This window comes from Streptomyces sp. NPDC005576, from assembly GCF_042871745.1.
GTDB lineage: Bacteria > Actinomycetota > Actinomycetes > Streptomycetales > Streptomycetaceae > Streptomyces.
The window spans coordinates 99004-119011 of record NZ_JBIAJC010000018.1 but is presented as its reverse complement, the minus strand read 5'-3'; the positions used below and the strand labels follow the sequence as shown (position 1 = coordinate 119011).

16 protein-coding genes and 1 pseudogene are annotated in these 20008 nt (G+C 71.4%); 9 read left to right on the top strand and 8 right to left on the bottom strand.

Annotated elements, in window-relative coordinates:
- Positions 1-140: 140 nt before the first annotated feature.
- Positions 141-2297, bottom strand: coding sequence for a SpoIIE family protein phosphatase (locus ACFYPN_RS28385; RefSeq protein WP_358764603.1), 2157 nt, complete (start codon positions 2295-2297; stop codon positions 141-143).
- A 308-nt stretch (positions 2298-2605) separates the two neighbouring features.
- Positions 2606-3853, bottom strand: coding sequence for a DUF6777 domain-containing protein (locus ACFYPN_RS28380; protein WP_389302096.1), 1248 nt, complete (start codon positions 3851-3853; stop codon positions 2606-2608).
- 194 nt (positions 3854-4047) lie between these two features.
- On the opposite strand from ACFYPN_RS28380, the gene ACFYPN_RS28375 reads away from it, so the two are divergent.
- On the top strand, positions 4048-4557 hold the full coding sequence (locus ACFYPN_RS28375) for a DUF1990 family protein (protein ID WP_389302093.1): 510 nt from the start codon (positions 4048-4050) through the stop codon (positions 4555-4557).
- A gap of 70 nt (positions 4558-4627) precedes the next feature.
- Complete coding sequence (locus ACFYPN_RS28370; protein ID WP_389302091.1) at positions 4628-6067, top strand: lipase maturation factor family protein; 1440 nt, start codon at positions 4628-4630, stop codon at positions 6065-6067.
- A 73-nt stretch (positions 6068-6140) separates the two neighbouring features.
- On the opposite strand, the gene ACFYPN_RS28365 is transcribed toward ACFYPN_RS28370, so the two are convergent.
- Entirely contained in the window at positions 6141-6314 is a 174-nt protein-coding gene (locus ACFYPN_RS28365; protein ID WP_358764611.1) for a hypothetical protein, read from the bottom strand.
- 414 nt (positions 6315-6728) lie between these two features.
- Positions 6729-8210, bottom strand: a complete 1482-nt coding sequence (locus ACFYPN_RS28360) for an SDR family NAD(P)-dependent oxidoreductase (RefSeq protein ID WP_389302088.1) — start codon at positions 8208-8210, stop codon at positions 6729-6731.
- 279 nt (positions 8211-8489) lie between these two features.
- Here ACFYPN_RS28360 and ACFYPN_RS28355 point away from each other — a divergent pair, with 279 nt between their 5' ends.
- The 5 genes from ACFYPN_RS28355 (at position 8490) to ACFYPN_RS28335 (ending at position 13446) form a co-directional block, all read left to right on the top strand.
- Entirely contained in the window at positions 8490-9410 is a 921-nt protein-coding gene (locus tag ACFYPN_RS28355; RefSeq protein ID WP_358764615.1) for an RNA polymerase sigma factor SigF, read from the top strand.
- Positions 9411-9598: 188 nt separating this feature from the next.
- Entirely contained in the window at positions 9599-10822 is a 1224-nt protein-coding gene (locus tag ACFYPN_RS28350) for a SpoIIE family protein phosphatase (protein ID WP_358764642.1), read from the top strand.
- Positions 10815-12440, top strand: a complete 1626-nt coding sequence (locus tag ACFYPN_RS28345) for a CHASE3 domain-containing protein (protein WP_358764617.1) — start codon at positions 10815-10817, stop codon at positions 12438-12440. Before ACFYPN_RS28350 ends, ACFYPN_RS28345 begins: the two co-directional genes overlap by 8 nt.
- Positions 12437-12880 (top strand): response regulator, encoded by a 444-nt coding sequence (locus ACFYPN_RS28340; RefSeq protein WP_358764619.1) that lies wholly within the window; start codon positions 12437-12439, stop codon positions 12878-12880. Before ACFYPN_RS28345 ends, ACFYPN_RS28340 begins: the two co-directional genes overlap by 4 nt.
- Positions 12881-12990: 110 nt before the next feature.
- Positions 12991-13446: an ATP-binding protein gene (locus tag ACFYPN_RS28335; RefSeq protein WP_358764643.1), complete on the top strand. Its 456-nt coding sequence runs from the start codon at positions 12991-12993 to the stop codon at positions 13444-13446.
- Between the two features lie 71 nt (positions 13447-13517).
- On the opposite strand, the gene glgC is transcribed toward ACFYPN_RS28335, so the two are convergent.
- On the bottom strand, positions 13518-14735 hold the full coding sequence (gene glgC / locus ACFYPN_RS28330) for a glucose-1-phosphate adenylyltransferase (RefSeq protein WP_358764621.1): 1218 nt from the start codon (positions 14733-14735) through the stop codon (positions 13518-13520).
- Between the two features lie 86 nt (positions 14736-14821).
- Positions 14822-15991 (bottom strand): glycogen synthase, encoded by a 1170-nt coding sequence (gene glgA, locus ACFYPN_RS28325; RefSeq protein WP_358764622.1) that lies wholly within the window; start codon positions 15989-15991, stop codon positions 14822-14824.
- A 237-nt stretch (positions 15992-16228) separates the two neighbouring features.
- Here glgA and ACFYPN_RS28320 point away from each other — a divergent pair, with 237 nt between their 5' ends.
- Complete coding sequence (locus tag ACFYPN_RS28320; protein WP_389302083.1) at positions 16229-17329, top strand: DMT family transporter; 1101 nt, start codon at positions 16229-16231, stop codon at positions 17327-17329.
- Here the strand turns inward: ACFYPN_RS28320 and ACFYPN_RS28315 are convergent.
- The gene (locus ACFYPN_RS28315; RefSeq protein WP_389302080.1) at positions 17319-18617 is read right to left on the bottom strand and encodes a peptidoglycan DD-metalloendopeptidase family protein; all 1299 of its coding nucleotides are present in this window, start codon (positions 18615-18617) and stop codon (positions 17319-17321) included. The two genes, ACFYPN_RS28320 and ACFYPN_RS28315, sit on opposite strands and share 11 nt — an antisense overlap.
- 282 nt (positions 18618-18899) lie before the next feature.
- Between ACFYPN_RS28315 and ACFYPN_RS28310 the strand changes: the two are divergent.
- Positions 18900-19311: pseudogene (locus ACFYPN_RS28310) on the top strand (LysR substrate-binding domain-containing protein); the annotation flags it as partial.
- A gap of 209 nt (positions 19312-19520) precedes the next feature.
- Here ACFYPN_RS28310 and ACFYPN_RS28305 read toward each other — a convergent pair.
- Positions 19521-19925: a hypothetical protein gene (locus tag ACFYPN_RS28305; RefSeq protein WP_358764628.1), complete on the bottom strand. Its 405-nt coding sequence runs from the start codon at positions 19923-19925 to the stop codon at positions 19521-19523.
- Positions 19926-20008 lie beyond the last annotated feature (83 nt).

Below are 20008 nucleotides of genomic sequence, written 5' to 3'. Positions count from 1 at the left end.
GTACGACCCCAGTCAAACCAGGTGATCGATTACGGTCAAGAACGGACATGTTACGTTCCGCTACGGTGCGGCAGGGGGCGGACTCTGTTCACGGACCAGCAAAGAATCCGGCCCCGCCCGTCAGCGCCCGTCAGCGCCCGTCAGCGGCGAGACTCGCGTTCGGGTCGGCCCGCCCCACCGGACCGCTCGGACCCGTCGGACCGTTCGGACCCGTCGGACCGTTCGGACCGTTCGGACCGTTCGGGGATGAGGAACTCCCCCCAGACGCATTTGCCGCCGCCCCGGGACTCCACCCCCCAGACGTCGGCGAGACGGTCCACGAGCATCAACCCGCGGCCCGAGACGCCCGCGTCCCCCGCGTCGCGACGGCGCGGCAGCGCACTGGAGCGGTCCTCCACGTCCACCCGCAGCCGGCGCTCGCCTCCGGCGAGGATCCGGATGGTGACGATGGCTCCGCCGTCCGTGTGCATCAGGGCGTTGGTGATCAGCTCGTCGGCGGCGAGTTCGATTTCGTCCGCACGCTCCTTGGCTCCCCAGGCGCGGACCGCGGCTCTGATCATGTGCCGGGCCGAACTCAACGCCTCGGGGTCGTTCTGGGCGACGTGCTGCCGGAGCCGCCCGCCGGGCTGCGGCGTGGGCGTCGTGTCGCGCCGTAGCAGCAGGACCGCCACGTCGTCCTCGCCGCCGTACTGGTCGACCGCCTCGCAGAGCTGGTCGGCCAGCCGCCGGATGTCCTGCGGGCCGTTGCGCACCATGTCGGTCAGCAGTCGCATTCCGGCGTCGAAGTCGGTGTCGGGCAGCTCCACCAACCCGTCCGTGTAGAACACCAGCGTCTGCCCGGGGTCGAGTTCGACGGTGCTCACCGGATAGTCGAGCCCGCCGAACTCGGCCGAGAGCCCGAGCGGGAGGCCGCCTTCGACGTACAGCTTGTGGCAGCTGCCGTCGGGGTCCCGCACCAGGGGCTCCATGTGCCCGGCCCGGACCATCTGCATCACGCCGGTGGTCAGGTCCACCTCGGCGTAGTTGCAGGTGGCGAAGCGGTCGGTGTCCAGTTCGCGCAGGAAGACGGAGGCGCGGGCCATGACCGTCGCGGGGCTGTGCCCTTCGGCGGCGTAGGCGCGCAGCACGATCCGGAGCTGCCCCATCACGGCCGCGGCGTGGGTGTCGTGCCCCTGGACGTCCCCGATGACGGCGCCCACCCGGCCGCCGGGGAGCGGGATGACGTCGTACCAGTCACCGCCGATGTCGCGCCCCATCCGGGCGGAGCGGTACCGGACGGCGACCTGCGCACCCGGCACCTCCGGGATGCGGCGCGGCAGCATCGCCTGCTGGAGCCCCTCGGCGAGGTCGTGCTCCTGCTCGTAGAGCATCGCGCGCTGGAGACTCTGCGCGATGGAACTGCCCAGGGCGACCAGGAGGTTGCGCTCGTCGGGGGCGAAGCCCGACCGGTCGTCGTACAGCAGGCCGAGCGCGCCGATGGGGCGGGCCTGGGCGATCAGCGGCAGGTACGCGGCGGAGGTGACGCCGAGATGGCTGATCCGCGACCAGAGCTCGGGGTAGGAGAGGGCGAAGTCGTCGGGCGTCCCGATGAACCGGGGAGTCAGCGTCCGCAGGACCTCGCTCATCGGATACCGCTCGTCCACCTTCGTGTACCGGGTGCCCGGCACGTACGCCCCCTCGGGCCCGTCCGCCACCAGGTGGATGCGCCCGGCCTCCAGAAGGCCCATGACGATGCTGGCCGCCCCCAGGTGGGCCAGTCCGCGCGAGTTCTTGAGGACGTCGATGACGTCCTGCACGGTACGGGCGTGGGCGAGCGCCGCGGACGTGGCCTGCACCAGATTGGTCCGCCGACGCCGTTCCTCGGCGAGCTCCTGCCGTGCGGCGGAGTCCGCCAGCTCCTGGGAGGCGTCCCGGACGATGCCGAGGATGCGGCGGGGCCGTCCTTCGGCGTCGCGGCGGATGAAGCCCTGGGTGTGGGTCCAGCGCAGCGAGCCGTCGCGGAGCCGGCAGCGGAAGTAGGCGCCGTAGCTCTCCCGTCCCGTCTTCAGCGCTTGCGTGACCATGGCGTCCAGCCGGGCGCCCTCTTCCTCCGGCACCCGCAGCGCGAGATTGGCCGGCTGGTCGTCGTACTCCTCGGCCCGCAGGTCGAACACGTCGAGTGCGGGCTGGTCCATGTGCATGAGGCCGCTGTCCAGATCCCAGTCGAAGCTGCCCATACGGTTCAGGGCGAGGCTGAGGTCCGGGTGGGCGGGCCAGTCTTCCGGGAGTGACAGGGCACCCGCTACCCGATCATCCATGTCGGCCACTTTGCCACCATTTGTCAGAATCTTCGAGCGGTTCGCCGGGCGGCAGGCGAAGAGAGGTGCGGCGCGCGATCTCCTCGGATCACTCGTCGCACCTAAGGGCTGGCCCGCAATGCGTGGTGGATCAGTGCGCGGCGTCGGATGCGGTGCATCGCAAGGCGGAGGGGCGTCCGCATACTGGACGTATGCGGACGTTCCGACAACGCGGCGAGGTGCCGTTGCTGTCGTCGCGCACCCGCCAGGAATTACGGGACAGCCCTTAAGAGGGCCTGTACGGGGTTGGCTCGCGGCGCCGCGGAAGGTCACGCCGTACGGGGGTCGCCGGTGTGGTCCCGGACCGCGGGGTCCGCACCGTCGGTGAAATCGGGCAGACCCGAGTACGTGTCCGTGGTGAAGTCCGGCAGGTCCGCCGCCCCCTCGGCGTCCCGGGTGAAGTCGGGGAGGGCGGACGGTCCGGAGTCCGGGTCACCGGTGAAGTCGGGCAGCCCTTCGACGGACTCTTCGCCCGTGAAGTCGGGCAGACCGGACGCGGACTCGTCGCCGGTCTCGTCGCCGGTGAAGTCGGGGAGGCCATCGGCGGACGCGTCACCCGTGAAGTCCGGCAGCCCCTGCGACCCGTCCTCCGCATCCGGGGCACCGGGAGCGGCCGCGCCGTCCGGGCCGTCCTCGGGGGCACCGGAATCCGCAGCGCCTTCCGCCTCCTGCGGCGACAGGTCCGAGACGGCGGGAGAGAAGGGGAAGAAGGTGTCACCCGGGTCTGCCGCGGGCGGGGCTGCCGGGTTCGTGTCCTCGGCGCTCTCGCCGCTCGGTCGCTCGATCCACGTCCCCTCGACGAGATCGGCGATGACCAGGCTCTCCAGCACCCGCGCGCTGGGCCGGACGTCGAGCACGCGCTCGGGCGCGTACCCGGCCCAGCGCTCGCCCCGGTCGGCGACCCGTCCGGTGAGGGGCGCCGCGGGGGCGAGCGGATTGCCGGAGGCGCACCGCACGCGGGGCAGCCCGCGGCTGTCGACCATCACCGCGGTGCCGGACTGGAGCACGGTCTGGAAACTCGTGGGGGCACCCGCCGCGAAGCCGTGGTCGGTGACCCGTACGTCGGCCCGCAGCACCACCGGGGTGAGCGCGCGCAGGTATCCGGGGATCTGCACCGCCTCGATGTCCGCCACCCGCGCGAAGGCCCGGGCCCGGCCGGAGTCCTCGGTCAGCAGGTCGGCCTGCGCGCCCACGTCGCAACTGGGCGTGTTCCGGACGCCTCCGTACAGCCCCGCCGCGTCACCGCTGACGGTGTGGACGGCCGGAGCGCCGGCCGGGGCGCCGCCCGCCGGAAGCGGCTGCACCTCCTCGCCGCCGGGGACCACTCCCGCCGTGGACCGGGTGAAGGGCGCCGGCCCCCGGGCGCCGGCCGGCTGGAGCACCACCTCGTGCCCGACGGTCGTCGCGGCGGGCCGGCCCGCCCCGTCGCGGGGTGCGCCGGAACATCCGGCCGCAGAGAGGGCCGCCACGGAGACCACGGCGGACAGGGCATACGGAAGTCGTCGGGACGAGCGCACGGTGCTCTCCTGTCAGTACTAACGGGTGGTCGGTCCACTCATGTCTGACGCACCCGCGCACCGGCCGCAAGCCGGGATACGGCCGCCCGGCGCAGCCTTGAACACGTTCAACCGAGGTATTAGCCTCGGTTGCGGACGACCGCGTCGTCCCCGTAGTCACGGCCCGACGCGTACGCACCGGAAGGACGGCCAGCATGCACACCTTCACCTACCAGGAGACCGGCGCCACCCGCGCGGGCCCACTGCCGCGCGGGTACGACCATCTGCGCCACCGCGCCAGGGTCGGCCGGGGCCGGGCCGCATTCGAGGCGGCCGGTGCGGCGGTGACCGAGTGGCGCATGCACCGTGCGGCGGGAACCCTCGTCGACGCCTCCGCCGACCGCGCCGAGGCGGGCGTGGCCGTCGAAGTGACGCTGCGCGTGGGGCCGTTGCGTTTCACGGCTCCGTGCGAAGTGGTGTGGGCCGACTACACGCCGGAGCGCATCGGCTTCGCGTACGGAACACTCGACGGCCATCCGGAGAGGGGCGAGGAGTCCTTCGTGGTCGAACTCGCGGACGACGGGACCGTCTGGTTCGCCGTCACGGCGTTCTCCCGGCCCGCTCTCTGGTACACCCGCCTGGCCGGACCGCTCGTCAGGGTGTTCCAGCGGAGCTACGTCCGGCGCCTGGGACGGACGCTGCGCCGTATCGCCGCGGAGGGCTGAGCGGGCGAGCTCCTCTCGAGCGCCGCGTCGGTCACGCGGTGCCGGGCCGGACTGACCGATACTGACGCCGGTGGACTGGTTCACCGCGGAAAACTACGGGCTGAGCAGGCTGATCTTCCAGCGGGCTCTCGCCGCCGTCTATCTCACCGCGTTCCTCACCGCGGCCCTCCAGTTCCGCGCGCTCATCGGCGAGCGGGGCATGCTGCCGGTGCCCGAACTGCTGCGGCGCACCGAGTGGACCGCCGCCCCCGGCCTCTTCCGGCTCCACTACTCCGACCGCTTCTTCGCGGCCGTCGCGTGGTCGGGCTGCGCGGTCTCCGCCGCGCTCCTGGCCGGAGCGGACGGGCTGGTGCCGCTGTGGGGTGCTCTGCTCCTCTGGGCGCTGCCCTGGGTCCTGTACCTCTCGATCGTGCAGGTCGGCCAGGTCTGGTACGGATTCGGCTGGGAGTCGCTGTTGCTGGAGACCGGCTTTCTGGCGATCTTCCTCGGCAACGACGGGACCGCGCCTCCGGTCCTGGTGCTCTGGCTGATCCGATGGCTGCTGTTCCGGGTCGAGTTCGGGGCCGGGCTCATCAAGATGCGCGGGGACGACTGCTGGCGCCGGCTGACCTGCCTGGACTTCCACCATGAGACGCAGCCGATGCCGGGTCCGCTCAGCTGGTTCTTCCACCATCTGCCGGCGCGTGTGCACCGGGTGGAGGTCGCCGCCAACCATGTCACCCAACTCCTGGTCCCTTTCCTCCTCTTCACCCCTCAGCCGGTGGCGAGCGGAGCGGCGGCCGTCATGGTCGTCACCCAGCTGTGGCTGATCCTCTCCGGCAACTTCGCCTGGCTGAACTGGCTGACGGTCACCCTCGCGCTGTCGGCCGTCGACTGGTCCCGGGTCGCGGGCCCTTCCCGGCCCCTTCCCGACGCCCCGCTCTGGTACGAGATCGTGGTCTGCGCGGTCACCGTCCTTCTGCTGGTGCTCGGTTACCGGCCGGCCCGCAATCTGCTCTCCCGCCACCAGGTGATGAACCGCTCCTACGACCCGCTCCATCTGGTCAACACCTACGGCGCGTTCGGCAGCATCAGCAGGGTGCGGCTCGAAGTCGTCATCGAGGGTACGGACGACATGGTGATCCACCCGGGCACGCGCTGGCGGGAGTACGGCTTCCGGGGGAAACCCGGAGACCCGGGGCGGCTTCCCCGCCAGTTCGCCCCGTACCATCTGCGCCTCGACTGGATGATGTGGTTCGCCGCACTCTCTCCCGCGTACGCCCGTTCCTGGTTCGGCCCGCTCACGGAGCGGCTGCTGCGCGGCGACCGGGACACTCTGCGGCTGCTGGGCCACAACCCCTTCCCGAGTGGGCCGCCGGCGCAGGTGCGCGCCTCGGTGTACCGGTACCGCTTCACCGACGCCGCCGAGCTGCGGAGCACCGGCCGGTGGTGGCACCGCACCTACGTGCGGGAGTTCATGCGGCCGGTGGCCCGTCCGGTGCCGCTCCGGCCGCCGGACGACTCCGGGTGAGCTCCCCGGACGTGCGAGAGCCCGGTCCCACCCGAGGGGTGGGCCGGGCTCTCGCACGGCGGGCGACCGGAGGTCAGTCGATGCCGGGCAGGATGTGCGGCTCGGCGAGGTCGTCCTCGTATCCGGCCAGCCGGATGGGGGCCGACCTGGCCCAGACCTCGATGTTCCGGAGCTTCTCGGGCCTACGGGTCCGTGGGCCGGTCCGTTCGGCAGGTCGCTTCTCGTCGGTCGTCAGTTCAGGTGTCACCGCGCACTCCTTCGCGTCGCGCAACCCCCGGCAGTCGGGGTACCGCGGCTTCTCCACCGGGGACCGCCGCAGGCAGGGGCAAGGGCATGGGCATTCGGTCGCGGTGGCGCCGGTACGAGCGGGACGACGGTCTGGTTGCAGACCTGTCCCGGGACGATCGAGGAAGGTTTGTGGATCCCTCGGTGTCGTCCGTTCGCCCCAGCGTAACCAAATGAGCGCCATCCCGCTCGACGGAACGTGTGCCTTGGGTCACTTTCGGCCAGACATATCCGCTCAGCGGGGCAGCCCAGGAGGTTCCTGGGACGGCCGGGGCGGGTGGGGTCACCGGGAAGACGGGACGGCCGCACCCCGGCAGGGGCGCGGCCGTCCTGTGTCCTCCTGCGGGCGCCGATGTCCTTCCGGGCGCCCGGTGCGTCACCAGCCGGCGGGGGCGTAGTCCTTGAGGAAGCAGCCGTAGAGCTCCTCGCCCGCCTCGCCGCGCACGATGGGGTCGTAGACCCGGGCGGCGCCGTCCACCAGGTCGAGGGGAGCGTGGAAGCCCTCCTCGGCCAGGCGCATCTTGTCCGGGTGCGGGCGCTCGTCGGTGATCCAGCCGGTGTCCACGGCCGTCATCAGGATGCGGTCCTTCTCGAACATCTCCTGGGCGCTGGTGCGCGTCAGCATGTTCAGCGCGGCCTTGGCCATGTTGGTGTGCGGGTGTCCCGCTCCCTTGTAGCCGCGGCCGAAGACACCCTCCATGGCGGAGACGTTCACCACGTAGGCCCGGCCCGCGGCCGCTGCCATCGCCGGACGCAGGCGGCTGATCAGGATGAACGGCGCGGTGGAGTTGCAGAGCTGCACTTCCAGGAGTTCGATCGGCTCGACCTCCTCCACCGTCTGGATCCAGCTGTTGGTGTGGTGCAGGTCGGGTACGAGCCCGCCCGCGTCGATGGCCGTGCCGGCCGCGATGCGCTCCGGCGAGGCGGACCCGGTGACCAGCGCCAGACCCGTGACGTCGTCGGCGGTCAGCCCCTCCTTGCGAGCGGCGGGCAGCGCGGCCACCCGGTCGACGCTGCCGCTGCCGAAGGTACCGATGACCTCCGCCGGGGGCAGCACCCCCGCGGGGAGCGGCGCCGACTCGGCGGCGACCAGCTCGCTGTACGCCTCCGGGGAGCGGCGAACCGTCTGGGCCGCGTTGTTGATCAGGATGTCCAGCGGCCCCTCGGCGGCGACGGAGTCGGCCAGCGCGACGACCTGGGCCGGGTCGCGGAGGTCGATGCCGACGATCTTCAGCCGGTGGATCCACTCGTCGCTGTCCGGCATCGCCTTGAAGCGGCGGATCGCGTCGTTGGGGAAGCGGGTCGTGATCGTGGTGTGCGCACCGTCGCGCAGCAGCCGCAGCGCGATGTACATGCCGATCTTCGCCCGGCCGCCGGTGAGCAGCGCGCGGCGGCCCGTCAGGTCGGTACGGGCGTCGCGCCGGGCCCGGTTCTCCCGGGCGCAGTCCTGGCAGAGCTGGTGGTAGAAGGCGTCCACCTCGGTGTAGCGGGTCTTGCAGATGTAACAGGAACGCGGCCGCTGGAGGATGCCCGCGATCTCCGCGGTGGCCGAGGAGGAGGGCAGCACGCCCTGCGTCTCGTCGTCGATCCGCTCGGCGGAGCCGGTGGCGGTCGCCTCGGTGACCGACTTGTCGTGGGCCGTCTTCGCGGCGCGGCGCTCCTGGCGGCGGCGCTGCTTCACGGTCCGGTAGATCCCGGCGGTGGCCCGTCGCACCCTGATGGCGTCCGGGTGGTCGACGTCGATCGTGTCGAGCTCGTCCAGCACGCTCAGGCAGACGGCCAGCCGTTCCGGAGCGATACCGGGACCGAAGTCCTCGATCCCGGGCGCGAGTCCCTGGCTTTCCTCTGTCACCGTCATGCTGCTTCCTCTGTCGTCCTGACCCGCGGGCCACTGGTCGTCGCGGGCCCAAACACCCGGTCAAGTCTGCCATGCGCGCGCGCCTCCTCCATCCGGGTGCACAGGACTCCGCCTGCGCCGGGCGCGGGCGGAGTCCGGGGCCGTGACGCGGCCCACTCGCCGGCCTCCTCGCGATGCCGACGGGATCTCCGCAAAACTTTTTTTGGATCGGCATGCATGAGTCCTCGATCCCCGGGCAGACGCCGGACCGACAGCTACGGCAACAGGGAGGGCGACACCATGACGGCGATGTCAATGCGAACCACCGGAGCCGACGCCGCGACGGCGTCGTGGCACGACCGGGCGGGAACGCGGACAACTGCCGGTGTCGGTACGGGGGCCGAGCAGGGCGAGCTGCCCTGGATCGAGGACGCCGGGAAGGTGGCCCCGCAGGACGCGCGGGCTCTGTCGAAGATCTTCTTCGACCGCCTCCAGACGATGGAGGAAGGCACCCGCGAGCACCAGTACGCACGCAACACCCTGATCGAGATGAATCTCTCACTGGTGCGGTTCGCGGCTTCGCGCTTCCGCAACCGGGGCGGGGACGACACCGAGGACATCATCCAGGTCGGCACGATCGGCCTGATCAAGGCGATCGACCGGTTCGACCTCTCGCGCGAGGTGGAGTTCGCCACGTTCGCGGTGCCCTACATCGTGGGTGAGATCAAGCGGTTCTTCCGTGACACCACCTGGTCGGTGCACGTGCCGCGCCGGCTCCAGGAGCTCCGGGTCGAACTGGCCAAGGCGAAGGAGCAGCTCTCCTCGCAGCTGGACCGTGACCCCACGGTGAAGGAGCTCTCGGCCCACCTCGACCTCTCCGAAGAGGAGATCATCGAAGGGCTCGTCGCCGCCAACGGGTACTCCGCCGGCTCGCTCGACACCCCGTCCTCCGACAGCGACGACGGCCAGGACCAGCGCGCCTACGCCGAGATGCTGGGCGAGCGGGACCCCGCCATGGAGACGGTCGAGAACCTGCACACCCTCGCGCCGCTGCTGGAGCAGCTGGACGACCGCGAGCGCCGCATCGTGCAGATGCGGTTCGGGCAGGAGATGACGCAGGCGCAGATCGGTGCCGAGCTGGGCGTTTCCCAGATGCACGTGTCGCGGCTGCTGAGCCGGATCGTGGCGCGGCTGCGGGCCGGAATGTCCGTCGAGGAGTAGTCAGAAATTCCCGCCGGAGGTACTCCGGCGGTGCTTGCCCGTGACCCACGCCCGGCGCTCCGGCGTCGCGCGTGGGTCATTTATGCTTTCAGGCGCGGCGTGGGGAAACCCGCGCCTTTGTGACGAGGGGGTGGAGAGTGACCGAGCTGCCCACGAGGGGCTTGCCGGTCCGTCAGGCGGGACCCGCCGTGGTTCCCGCTCAGCAGGCGACGGCTGTTCCGGCCGCCGACGGTTCCGTTTGGGGCATGGACGCGGTGATCCTTCTGGTGGAGGACGACGCCGGGGACGCCCTCCTGGTCGAGGAGATGCTGTCCGACAGCGATCTCGACCCCTCGCTCACCTGGTGCAAGACGCTGGCGGAGGCACGACAGTTCCTGCGGACCTGCCGCACCCCCGTCTGTGTGTTGCTCGATCTGCACCTTCCGGACGTGCACGGTCTCGACGCCGTGACACAGATCGTGGAGGCGTCGGGTGACGCGGCCATCGTCGTGCTGACCGGACTGACGGAAGCCGGTACCGGTCTCTCGGCGGTGGCCAACGGCGCCCAGGACTACCTGGCCAAGGGGCGGCTCGATCCGGAGGCGCTGGGCCGTGCGATCCGGTACGCCCTCCAGCGCAAGCAGGTGGAGCGCGCCGCGGCGGCACTTAGGGCCAATCAGCAGATGGCCCGGGAGAACGCACGTCTGGAACGGGGGCTGCTGCCCGTCCCCCTGTTGCGGGACGACCGCTTCGAGGCGGTGGCCCGTTACGAACCGGGACGGGTCCACGCGCTGCTGAGCGGTGACTTCTACGACGTGGTGCAGACCCCGGACGGCACGGTCCACGCGGTCATAGGTGACGTGTCCGGCCACGGTGCCGCCGAGGCCGCGCTCGGCGTGTGTCTCCGGGTCGCCTGGCGTACCGCGGTGCTCTGCGGGACCAGCCCGCTCGACCAGACGAACCTTCTGGAAGAGATCCTGGTGGCGGAGCGCTCCGACCCGCACCTCTTCGCCACGGTCACCACGCTCACCTTCCCGCCTGACGGGACGCGGGTGGGCATCGTGCGCGCCGGTCACCCCGGACTGCTGCTGCGCGAGGGCGACAAGGTCTCCTGGGTGGAGCCCGAGACCGGTATGGCGCTCGGGCTGCTGCCCGGGGCGCGGCACTGGTCGGAGAGCGAACTGGTGCTCGGCCCGGACAGCAGTCTGGTGCTCTTCACGGACGGTCTCTTCGAGGGGCGTACGGGCCCCGACAGCCGCCTCGGCGAGGAAGGGCTCCTCGCGATGGCGCAGGGCTCCTCGTCGCTGGCGGCCAGACCGTTCATCGACGCCCTCGTGGCGGGGGCCACGGCCGGAGCCGCGCCCTTCGGGGGTCTCGCGGACGACGTGGCCGTACTGCATCTGAGCTGGGGAAAGGTGGGAAACGATGGCTGACCCCAAGGGGAAGCCCCTGCGCGGTGGAGGTGCCTCACGGCTGTCCGTGCAGAGCTGGGTCCACCTCATCCTGGGTGGATTCGTCGTCGTGGTCGTCACGTGTCTGGTGATCGGCGCGGTCGTCCTCAACGACATGTCCGCGCGGACGACGGACCTGGTCGACCGGGTCCAGCCGGCGCGTTCCGCCTCCTTCCAGCTGCAGAACGCGCTGCTCAACCAGGAAACCGGTGTGCGGGGCTTCGTGCTCACCGGCGACGACTCCTTCCTCGAACCGTACCGACAGGGGCAGCGCGACGAGAAGAAGCGGCTGTCCCAGGTGCGCGGGCTGACCGGGTCCGAGCAGCCCTACGCCGGTGACCTGGACCGGATTGCGGTGGCGGCCGAGGAGTGGCGCACCACGCAGGCCGAGCCGCTGATCGCGGCGGTGCGGGCCAGCGGCCCCACCGGGGAGGCGTCGGCGCCGCTGCTCCGGAGCAAGGCGGAGTTCGACGCGCTGCGGGACCTCTACGGCGCCCAGCAGACCCACCTGGACCAGGCCCGGGACCGTGTCCGTGAGCAGTTGGACGACGCCCGCGCGACCCGTGACCGGGTGCTCCTCGCGCTGATCGCGGGCTTCCTCGCCTCCGTGATCGCCCTGAGCCTGCTCTTCCACCGGGTGGTCGGCAGGCCGCTGAACCGGCTGCGGGCCGCTTCGGACGAGGTCAGGTCGGGGGCGTACGAGGGGAAGATCGACGTACGCGGCCCGTCGGACGTGCGGTCGGTGGCCACGGCCGTCGAGTCCATGCGATCCCGTCTGGTGGACGAACTCGCCGAGTCCAGGAACCGGGAGACACTGCTCGCCGAGCAGACGGAGGAGCTGCGGCGCTCCAACGCGGAGCTGGAGCAGTTCGCCTACGTCGCCTCGCACGACCTCCAGGAGCCGCTGCGCAAGGTGGCGTCGTTCTGCCAGCTGCTGGAGAAGCGGTACGGGAACGAGCTGGACGCGCGCGGAAAGCAGTACATCGACTTCGCCGTGGACGGCGCCAAGCGGATGCAGGTCCTCATCAACGACCTGCTCACGTTCTCGCGGGTGGGCCGGGTGCACGAGAGCTGGCAGCAGGTCGACATGGAGCGCGGGCTCGACCGCGCCCTCGCCAATCTGACGCTGGCGATCGAGGACGCGGGCGCGGAGATCGTCCGGGAGGAGGCCCTTCCCGAAATCCTGGGCGACTCCACGACGCTGGCGATGGTGTGGCAGAACCTGATCGGCAACGCGGTGAAGTTCCGTCGCGAGGACGTGCCGTGCCGGATCACGGTGGGGTGTCTGCGTGAGGACGAGGTGTGGCACTTCACGGTGGCGGACAACGGCATCGGCATCGCGCCCGAGTTCGCGGACAAGGTGTTCGTCATCTTCCAGCGGTTGCACGCCAGGGACGCCTACGACGGAACCGGCATCGGGCTCTCGCTCTGCCGCAAGATCATCGAGTTCCACGGCGGCCGGATCTGGCTGGACCCCGAGCCGGGTGAGGGTACGCTGATCCACTTCACCCTGCCCGTCAGTCCTGATGCCCCTACGCACACCACGGCGGAGCTCCTCGCTCCCGCCCTGCTCGCCGCCCCGTCGGGAGATGCCACGTGACCAGTTCCGTAGAACCCATCGAAGTCCTCCTGGTGGAGGACGACCCCGGCGACGAGCTCATGACGCGCGAAGCGTTCGAGGACAACAAGATCCGCAACACCCTGCACGTGGTGCGCGACGGGCAGGAGGCGCTGGACTTCCTCTACCGGCGTGGCCCCTACGCGGAGGCGCCCCGGCCGGATCTGATCCTGCTGGACCTGAATCTGCCGAAGTACGACGGCCGCCAGGTGCTGGAGGAGATCAAGAGCGACGCGGAGCTGGCCACCATCCCGGTGGTGGTGCTGACGACGTCCTCCGCCGAGGAGGACATCCTGCGCAGTTACAAACTGCACGCCAACGCCTACGTCACCAAGCCGGTCGATCTGGACCAGTTCATCGCGGCGGTCCGGCAGATCGACGACTTCTTCGTGACGGTGGTGCGGCTTCCCGGACGCAAGTGAACCCGGTCCGGTTTTTTACGGGATTCACCAGGAGTGGGATACCCCGGCCCGGGTAGACGGCTTCCGTGACAAAGACACTCACCTCCCCTGCCGGGCCTTGGCTGGAGCACATGAACGAACAGGGCGCCTCGCTGCCCGACGTACCCGGACCGGGCATCCCCTCCACCGGCGTACTGCTCACGGCGGAGGTTTTCGACGGTGAGCCCGGGTGCATCGCGCAGGCGCGCGCCTTGGCGGACCGGTTCCTCACCCAGCTCGCCGCCGAGTGGTTCGCCCCGCTGGGGGTCAACACCCGCAGCGATCTGATGCTGACGGTGAGTGAGCTGGTCACCAACGCGGACCGCTACAGCCACGGCCCGTACCTCCTGGAACTGGAGGGCACCGCTGAGCGCGTGAGCGTCACGGTCTACGACAGCAGCACCGCGCTCCCCGTGCTGTACTCCCCCGACCCCTCGCGGCTCGGCGGCCACGGGATGGAGATCGTGGTGGCGCTCTGCGACCGGGTGACGGCGGAGGCCGTCCCGGTGGGCAAGCGCATCCGGGCCGAGTTCCTGCTCGGCTCCTGAACCTCGGCCGGTGACGGCCTCGGCCCATGGGCCGCCGGAGAGCCGGCCCGGACGCACCGGGCGGCGGCCCCTCAGCGCACCTGCTGGCCCTTGCCCAGGGCGATGACACCGTTGCCGGAGACCGTGTAGAACTCCCGGTCCCGCTCGGGATTGACGCCGATCGCCGCCCCCGGGGGCACGTCGACGTTCTTGTCGAGGATCGCCCCCCGCACGATGGCCCCGCGCCCCACCCGCACGTTGTCGTGCAGCACCGCCCCCTGGACGACGGCCCCCTCGGCGACGACGACGCCGGGTGAGAGGACCGACCGGGACACCTGGCCGCGGATCACGCAGCCGGGGCTGATGACCGACTCGCTCGCGATCCCCCCGGCCACGATCCTCGCGGGCGGCAGCGGACCGGCGTGGGTGTAGATGGGCCAGCGGCGGTTGTCCAGGCTGAAGGCGGGCCGGTCGGAGAGCAGGTCCATGTGGGCGTCGTAGTAGGCGTCGAGGGTGCCCACGTCGCGCCAGTAGCCGTGTTGTACGGACGTCTCGCCGGGCACGTGGTTCTCGTCGAAGTCGTAGACCTGGGCCTGGCCGCGCGCGGTGAGCATCGGCAGGATCGAACCGCCCATGTCGTGCACCGAGTGCGGATCCTCGGCGTCCCGGTGCAACGCGTCCACCAGGACCTTCGTGGTGAAGAGGTAGTTGCCCATGGAGGCGAAGACCCGGTCGGGGTCGCCCGGCAGACCGGGCGGGTCGGTGGGCTTCTCCAGGAATCTGTCGACCTGGGTGCCGTCACTGCCGGGCGTGATGATCCCGAACGCGGACGCCTCGGCGCGCGGCACCTTGATCCCGGCGACGGTGACGCCCGCCCCGTTGTCGATGTGCCGGGCCAGCATCTGTCGCGGGTCCATGCGGTAGACGTGGTCGGCGCCGAACACGGCCACGTAGTCGGGCTGTTCGTCGTGCACCAGGTTGAGCGACTGGAGTATGGCGTCGGCGCTCCCCAAGTACCAGCGCGGACCGAGCCGTTGCTGCGCGGGCACCGGTGTGACGTAGTTGCCCAGCAGGCTGGACATCCGCCACGTCGTGGAGACGTGCCGGTCCAGCGAGTGAGACTTGTACTGCGTCAGTACGCAGATGCGCAGCACGTCCGCGTTGACCAGGCTGGAGAGTACGAAGTCGACCAGCCGGTACGTGCCGCCGAACGTCACCGCCGGTTTGGCCCGGTCGGCGGTGAGCGGCATCAGCCGCTTGCCCTCCCCTCCCGCGAGTACGATTCCGAGCACCGAAGGTCCACCGCGCATCGCCGCCCCTTTGTCCGGTCACATCCGTCCGGCCGAATCCGTCCGGTCGCTTCCGCCGGTCGCTGTCGCTCCCGCCGGGTGGTAAGTCACTCGTTCGTCGCGCTGAACTCCCGGTACAGCTCCGCGGTACGGCCGGCCACCCGGTCCCACCCGAACTCCCCGACGGCGCGCCGCCGTCCGGCCGCGCCCATCCTCCGGGCACCGGCCGGGTCGCCGACCACCGCGTTCAGCGCTTCGGCGAGCCGGAGTTCGAAGAGATCGGACTCCTTCTCGTCGTAGGGAACGAGTACCCCCGTATGCCCGTCTTCCACCACCTCGGGGATACCGCCGACGGCGGAGGCGACCACAGGGGTACCGCAGGCCATCGCCTCCAGGTTGACGATGCCGAGCGGCTCGTACACCGATGGGCAGACGAACACCGCTGCGTGGGTGAGGAGTTGGACGACGTCAGGGCGGTCCAGCATCTCCGGGATCCAGTGCACTCCCTTGCGGCCGGCGCTCAGTTCGTCGTACGCGAGACGGAACTCCTCGGCGAGTTCAGGGGTGTCGGCCGCTCCCGCGCACAACACCACCTGCGTTCCCGGCTCCAGGAGGCGTGCCGCGCGCAGCAGGTGCGGGACGCCCTTCTGGCGGGTGATGCGTCCGACGAACAGGACGTACGGCCGGTCCGGGTCGATGCCGAGACGGAGCAGGGCGTCCGTGCCGGGGTCGGGGGCGTAGAGACGGGTGTCGATGCCGTTGTGGATGACCCGCACCCTGGCCGCGTCGAGCTCGGGGTAACAGGCGAGGATGTCCGCGCGCATCCCGTGCGACACCGCGACGACCGCATCGGCGGAGGCGAGGGCGGTGCGCTCGGCCCACCCGGAGAGGGCGTATCCGCCGCCGAGCTGCTCGGCCTTCCAGGGGCGCAGCGGCTCCAGCGAGTGGCAGGTGACCACGTGCGGGACGCCGTGCTGGAGCTTGGCGAGGTGGCCGGCGAGGTTGGTGTACCAGGTGTGCGAGTGGACCAGGTCACGGTCGCCGAGGGCGGCGGCCATCGACAGGTCCACCGAGAACGCCCGCAGCGCGTCGTTGGCCTCGGGCGGGAGCGCCGGGGTGTGCCAGTGCACGCCGTCCTCCCGGCCGTCTGGTTCGCCCCACGCGTGCACGGCGAGATCGACCAGTGGCCGCAGTTCGCGCGCCAGGAACTCCACATGCACACCGGCGCCGCCGTACACGCCGGGGGGATACTCGCGAGTGAGCAGTCCGACCCTCATGCCTTGATGGTCACTCACCCGGGGCGAACGCGAAAGACCCCGTCACGTGTCAGGGGGCGACGCCGTCACTTTGCGGGTACGGCGGGTGGCGGTGCGGCACTCCTCCGGCGGTCCTCGGCCAGGGGGTCTACCGTCGAAGGAAGGACGTCGCACACCTGCCCGTACTACGGAGGCAGTACGCCGGATCGCCCCCTCTGGGACGACGACCCGGCCGCTTTCGGAGGACATCGTGGTCACATGAGTTCCCTCGCGCTTTCGGTGCTGCTGTCCCTGATCTCCGCGGTCGCCTACGCGGCCGGGGCGATCGTGCAGGAGCGGGTGGCTTCCGGCGGGGACGGGCGCTCGTACCCGCCGCTGCGCGATACCGCCTGGTGGGCGGCGGTGGGGCTCAACGGGGCGGGGGCGCTGCTGCACGTGGTGGCGCTGGCGTACGGCCCGCTGAGCCTCGTCCAGCCGCTCGGGGCGCTGACGATCGTCTTCGCGCTGCCGATGGCCGCGCTCTTCGTCGGGCGGTCGGCGGGGCGTACGGCGTGGCGCGGGGCCGTCATGGCGACGGTGGGGCTCGCCGGGTTGCTGGCGCTCACCGGGAGCGCCGAATCGCACGCGCTGGGCGGTGCGGACCGGTTGCTGCTGGCGACCGCGACCTTCGGCGCGGTCGCGGCCCTCTTCCTCGCGGGCCAGGGTCTGGGGGCCCAGCGGCCGATGATGCGCAGTGTGGTGCTGGCGACCGGCGCGGGGGTGGCGTTCGGGATGGCCTCGGTGTTCACCAAGACGGTCGCCGTCGAGTGGACGTCGGGCGCGCTCGGGGCGGGGCTCCCGTCGCTGCTGGTGATCGCGGTGTTCGCCGCCGCGGGACTCCTGCTGTCCCAGGCGGCGTACCGGGGCGCGGGGCTGGCCGCACCGCTGGCCACGGTGACGGTGGTGAACCCGGTGGTGGCCGCAGTGGTCGGACTCACACTCTTCGGGGAGCACTTCCGCTTCGGGCTGGTGGGCACCCTGCTGGCGCTGGCGAGCGGCGCGCTGGCCGCGGCCGGGCTGGTCCTGCTGACGACCGAGCGGGTGGCGGCCGAGGGGCAGGACGGGCCCCCCTCCGACGGCGCCGACGGGGCGGACGGCACTGACCGGGCTGACGGGACGGATTCTGGCGCGACGAGGCGTAGGCCGCCCGGTCCGCGGCAGGGCGGACGGCGTCAGGGCGGTGAGAGCCAGGTGGCGTTGCCGGAGCGGGCCGAGGAACCCGAGCCGCCGGCCCGCGGGCCCGGCAGGGCCGAGCGGACGCGGTCCGGCTCCCGGGCGGTGGGCCGGCCGGCGTCCGCCGCTCCCTGGCTCAGACCTTGACCCCGCCGGCCCTCAGGTAGCTGAGGGGGTTCACGTCGGAGCCGTAGGCGGGTCCGGTCCGGATCTCGAAGTGCAGGTGCGGGCCGGTGGCGTTGCCGGTCGAGCCGGACCGGGCGATGCGCTGGCCGGCGGAGACCGACTGTCCGGCACGGACGTTGAGGGCGGACAGGTGGGCGTACTGGCTGTACTTGCCGTCGCCGTGGCGGATGACGATCTCATAGCCGTACGCGCCGGCCCAGCCCGCGGAGACGACGGTGCCCTTGGCCACCGACTTCACCGAGGTGCCGGTGGCTACCGGGAAGTCGACGCCGGTGTGGTAGCCGCTGGCCCAGGAGCCGGCCTGGTGGTACGCGGTTCCGGTGGACGCCTCGACGGGGGCGACCATGGCGGCGGCCTTCGCCGACTGCTTGGCGGGGGCGGACTTGGCCGCCGGCTTCGCCTCGGCGGGCTTGGCGGTGTGTCTGGTGGCGGTCGGCTTGGGGGTGGCGGGCTTGGGGGTGGCGGGCTTGCCGGCGGCGGGCTTGGTGTCCGGCCGGGCCGACGCCTTCGACGTTCCGGCAGAGTTGCCGGACCCCGTTCGGGCGGGGGCGAGGTCGAGTCGCTGGCCGGGGAGGATGAGGTCGGGGTTCTCGCCTATGACCGAGCGGTTGTCGCTGTAGAGCCGCTGCCAGCCGCCCTGGAGCCGTTCGGCGGCGGCGATGGCGGAGAGCGAGTCGCCGCTCGCCACGGTGTACGCCTCGCGCTTGCCCGGCACCGTGGTGGGGGTCGCGGCGGAGGTCTTCTTCGATGTCTGCCCCGGTGTGGCGGCCGGCGTCTTCCCCGCGGTGCGCTCGGGTCCCTGCGCGGCCTTGACCGGTGACGCCGCGGGGCGGGACCCCCCGGTCTGCGCGACCGTCCCGGAGTCCGCGTCGTCGCGGGTCAGCCCGGCCTGCCCGGAGCAGACCGGCCAGGCGCCGGGTCCCTGGCCCTCGAGGACCTTCTCGCCGATCGCGATCTGCTGGCCCTCGGTCGCGAGATCCGCACGCCCGGCGAAGGCGGTGCCCCCGTACGCGGCCCACGTGGACCCGCTGAACTGAAGCCCGCCGTAATAGCCGTTGCCGCTGTTGATGTGCCAGTTGCTCGTCGACTCGCAGGCGGCGACCTTCTCCCACGTGTCCACGGACGCGGCGTGCGCCGTGCCCACCGTGATCAGCGGCAGGGCTATCCCCGCACCGCCCGCCGTCACCGTGAGCGACGCCCGGTTGATCCGACTCGGCTGGTATCTGCGGTGCCGTCCGTTCGCGGCCATGATGAGGCTCCCCCGCTGGCAGTTGGACAGAGTTCAGGCGTCAACCTAGGTGCGCACAAGGGCTCGTGACAAGTGCACGACCCATCCGGCATCTCCCCCGGCGCCGGGGCCACGGCCCGGAACGCCCTCCCGGGGTGCCCGACGAGGGCCGCGAACGTCAATCGGTACCGGTCGGCCGAGGAAGGTCGGCCGAGGAGGGTCGGCAGAGGACGACGGACTCCCACTGGTTTCGGGTCGGGCCGTCGTGCCGTGGCGTGAACTCCGGGCGGCCGGCCGGAGTTCACGCTGGACGGCTCGGCACCCCTCCCGACCGGTCTGGTCGGGAGCCGGCTCTTCGAGGAACCGTGCGCCTTGGTGCACGCCGCGGGCCATGCTGCCCCGCGTTCCCTTCCGTTGATGGACTGGGCCGAGAACTGCGGCTCGTACACCCGCGACCGGTGTGCGGCGCAGGACTGGATCCCGGAGGCGACCGTCGAGGCACAGGGGTTCTGTCCACGGAGCGGTCCTCGCCCTGGTGGCCGGAGGCCACGGCATGGCGATCATGCCCACACTGTCCCTGACCGGAGCGCCGGAGTCGGTCGCGGTCTTCGGCCTCGGATCCGACCGGCCGTCCCGCACGATCGGTTGCGTCGTCACTCCCGAATCGGCCGTGTCCGCCGTCGTGCGTGCCGCGGTGCCGGAGTTGAGGGCCGCGGCCTGGGAGCGTGTTGCAAAACTAGCGCCGTCCGCACGCCGGACAGGCGGGACTCCCCCACCCGCGCGGCGTGGAGACTCCGGCGTCTCCGGGGTTGGTCCGGTCCGTGCGGCGCACCGAACCGCTCACCGATGGCAGTCGGCCGAGTCCTGTGCCCCGGGCACAGGTCCACCGCGAGGCAACGGTGAACGCTCCCGCACCACGTACCGTCACCGCTCGTCACGATGGGTGAGCCGACCGTCCGTGAGCCGCCAGAGGTGCCGGTGCGGCGTCAGTTGCCAGGTCTCGTCGGCGGCGATCGCCCGCGTGATCCACGCGTGGAGCTGGGGCAGGGCCTGCGCACGCAGGAGGGTGCGGGTGGCGGCACGCCCGCTGGTGTCGACGGGGTGGACGTCCACGCGGAAACCGACCATGTCCGGGTGCGTCCCGCGTCCGTAGTTCCAGGGGGCCGGGGCGATCCACTCCGCCCCCAGGACGATGGTCCCGCTGTCGTGCCCGGTGAGGAACCGCAAGTCGGTGACGCGGTCCGTGTACGGGCCGAGGCACTCGCCGATGTCGGTGGTGGTCAGCGGCCAAGCGCGGTGGCGGGGCAGTCTTCTACGGGAAGCGGGCATGGCTGGAAGCATGACATCGAGTCGTCTGCGCCACGCGTGGGACGGTCCTGCCGTCGGATCCTGCGGCCATCGCCGCGCACGAC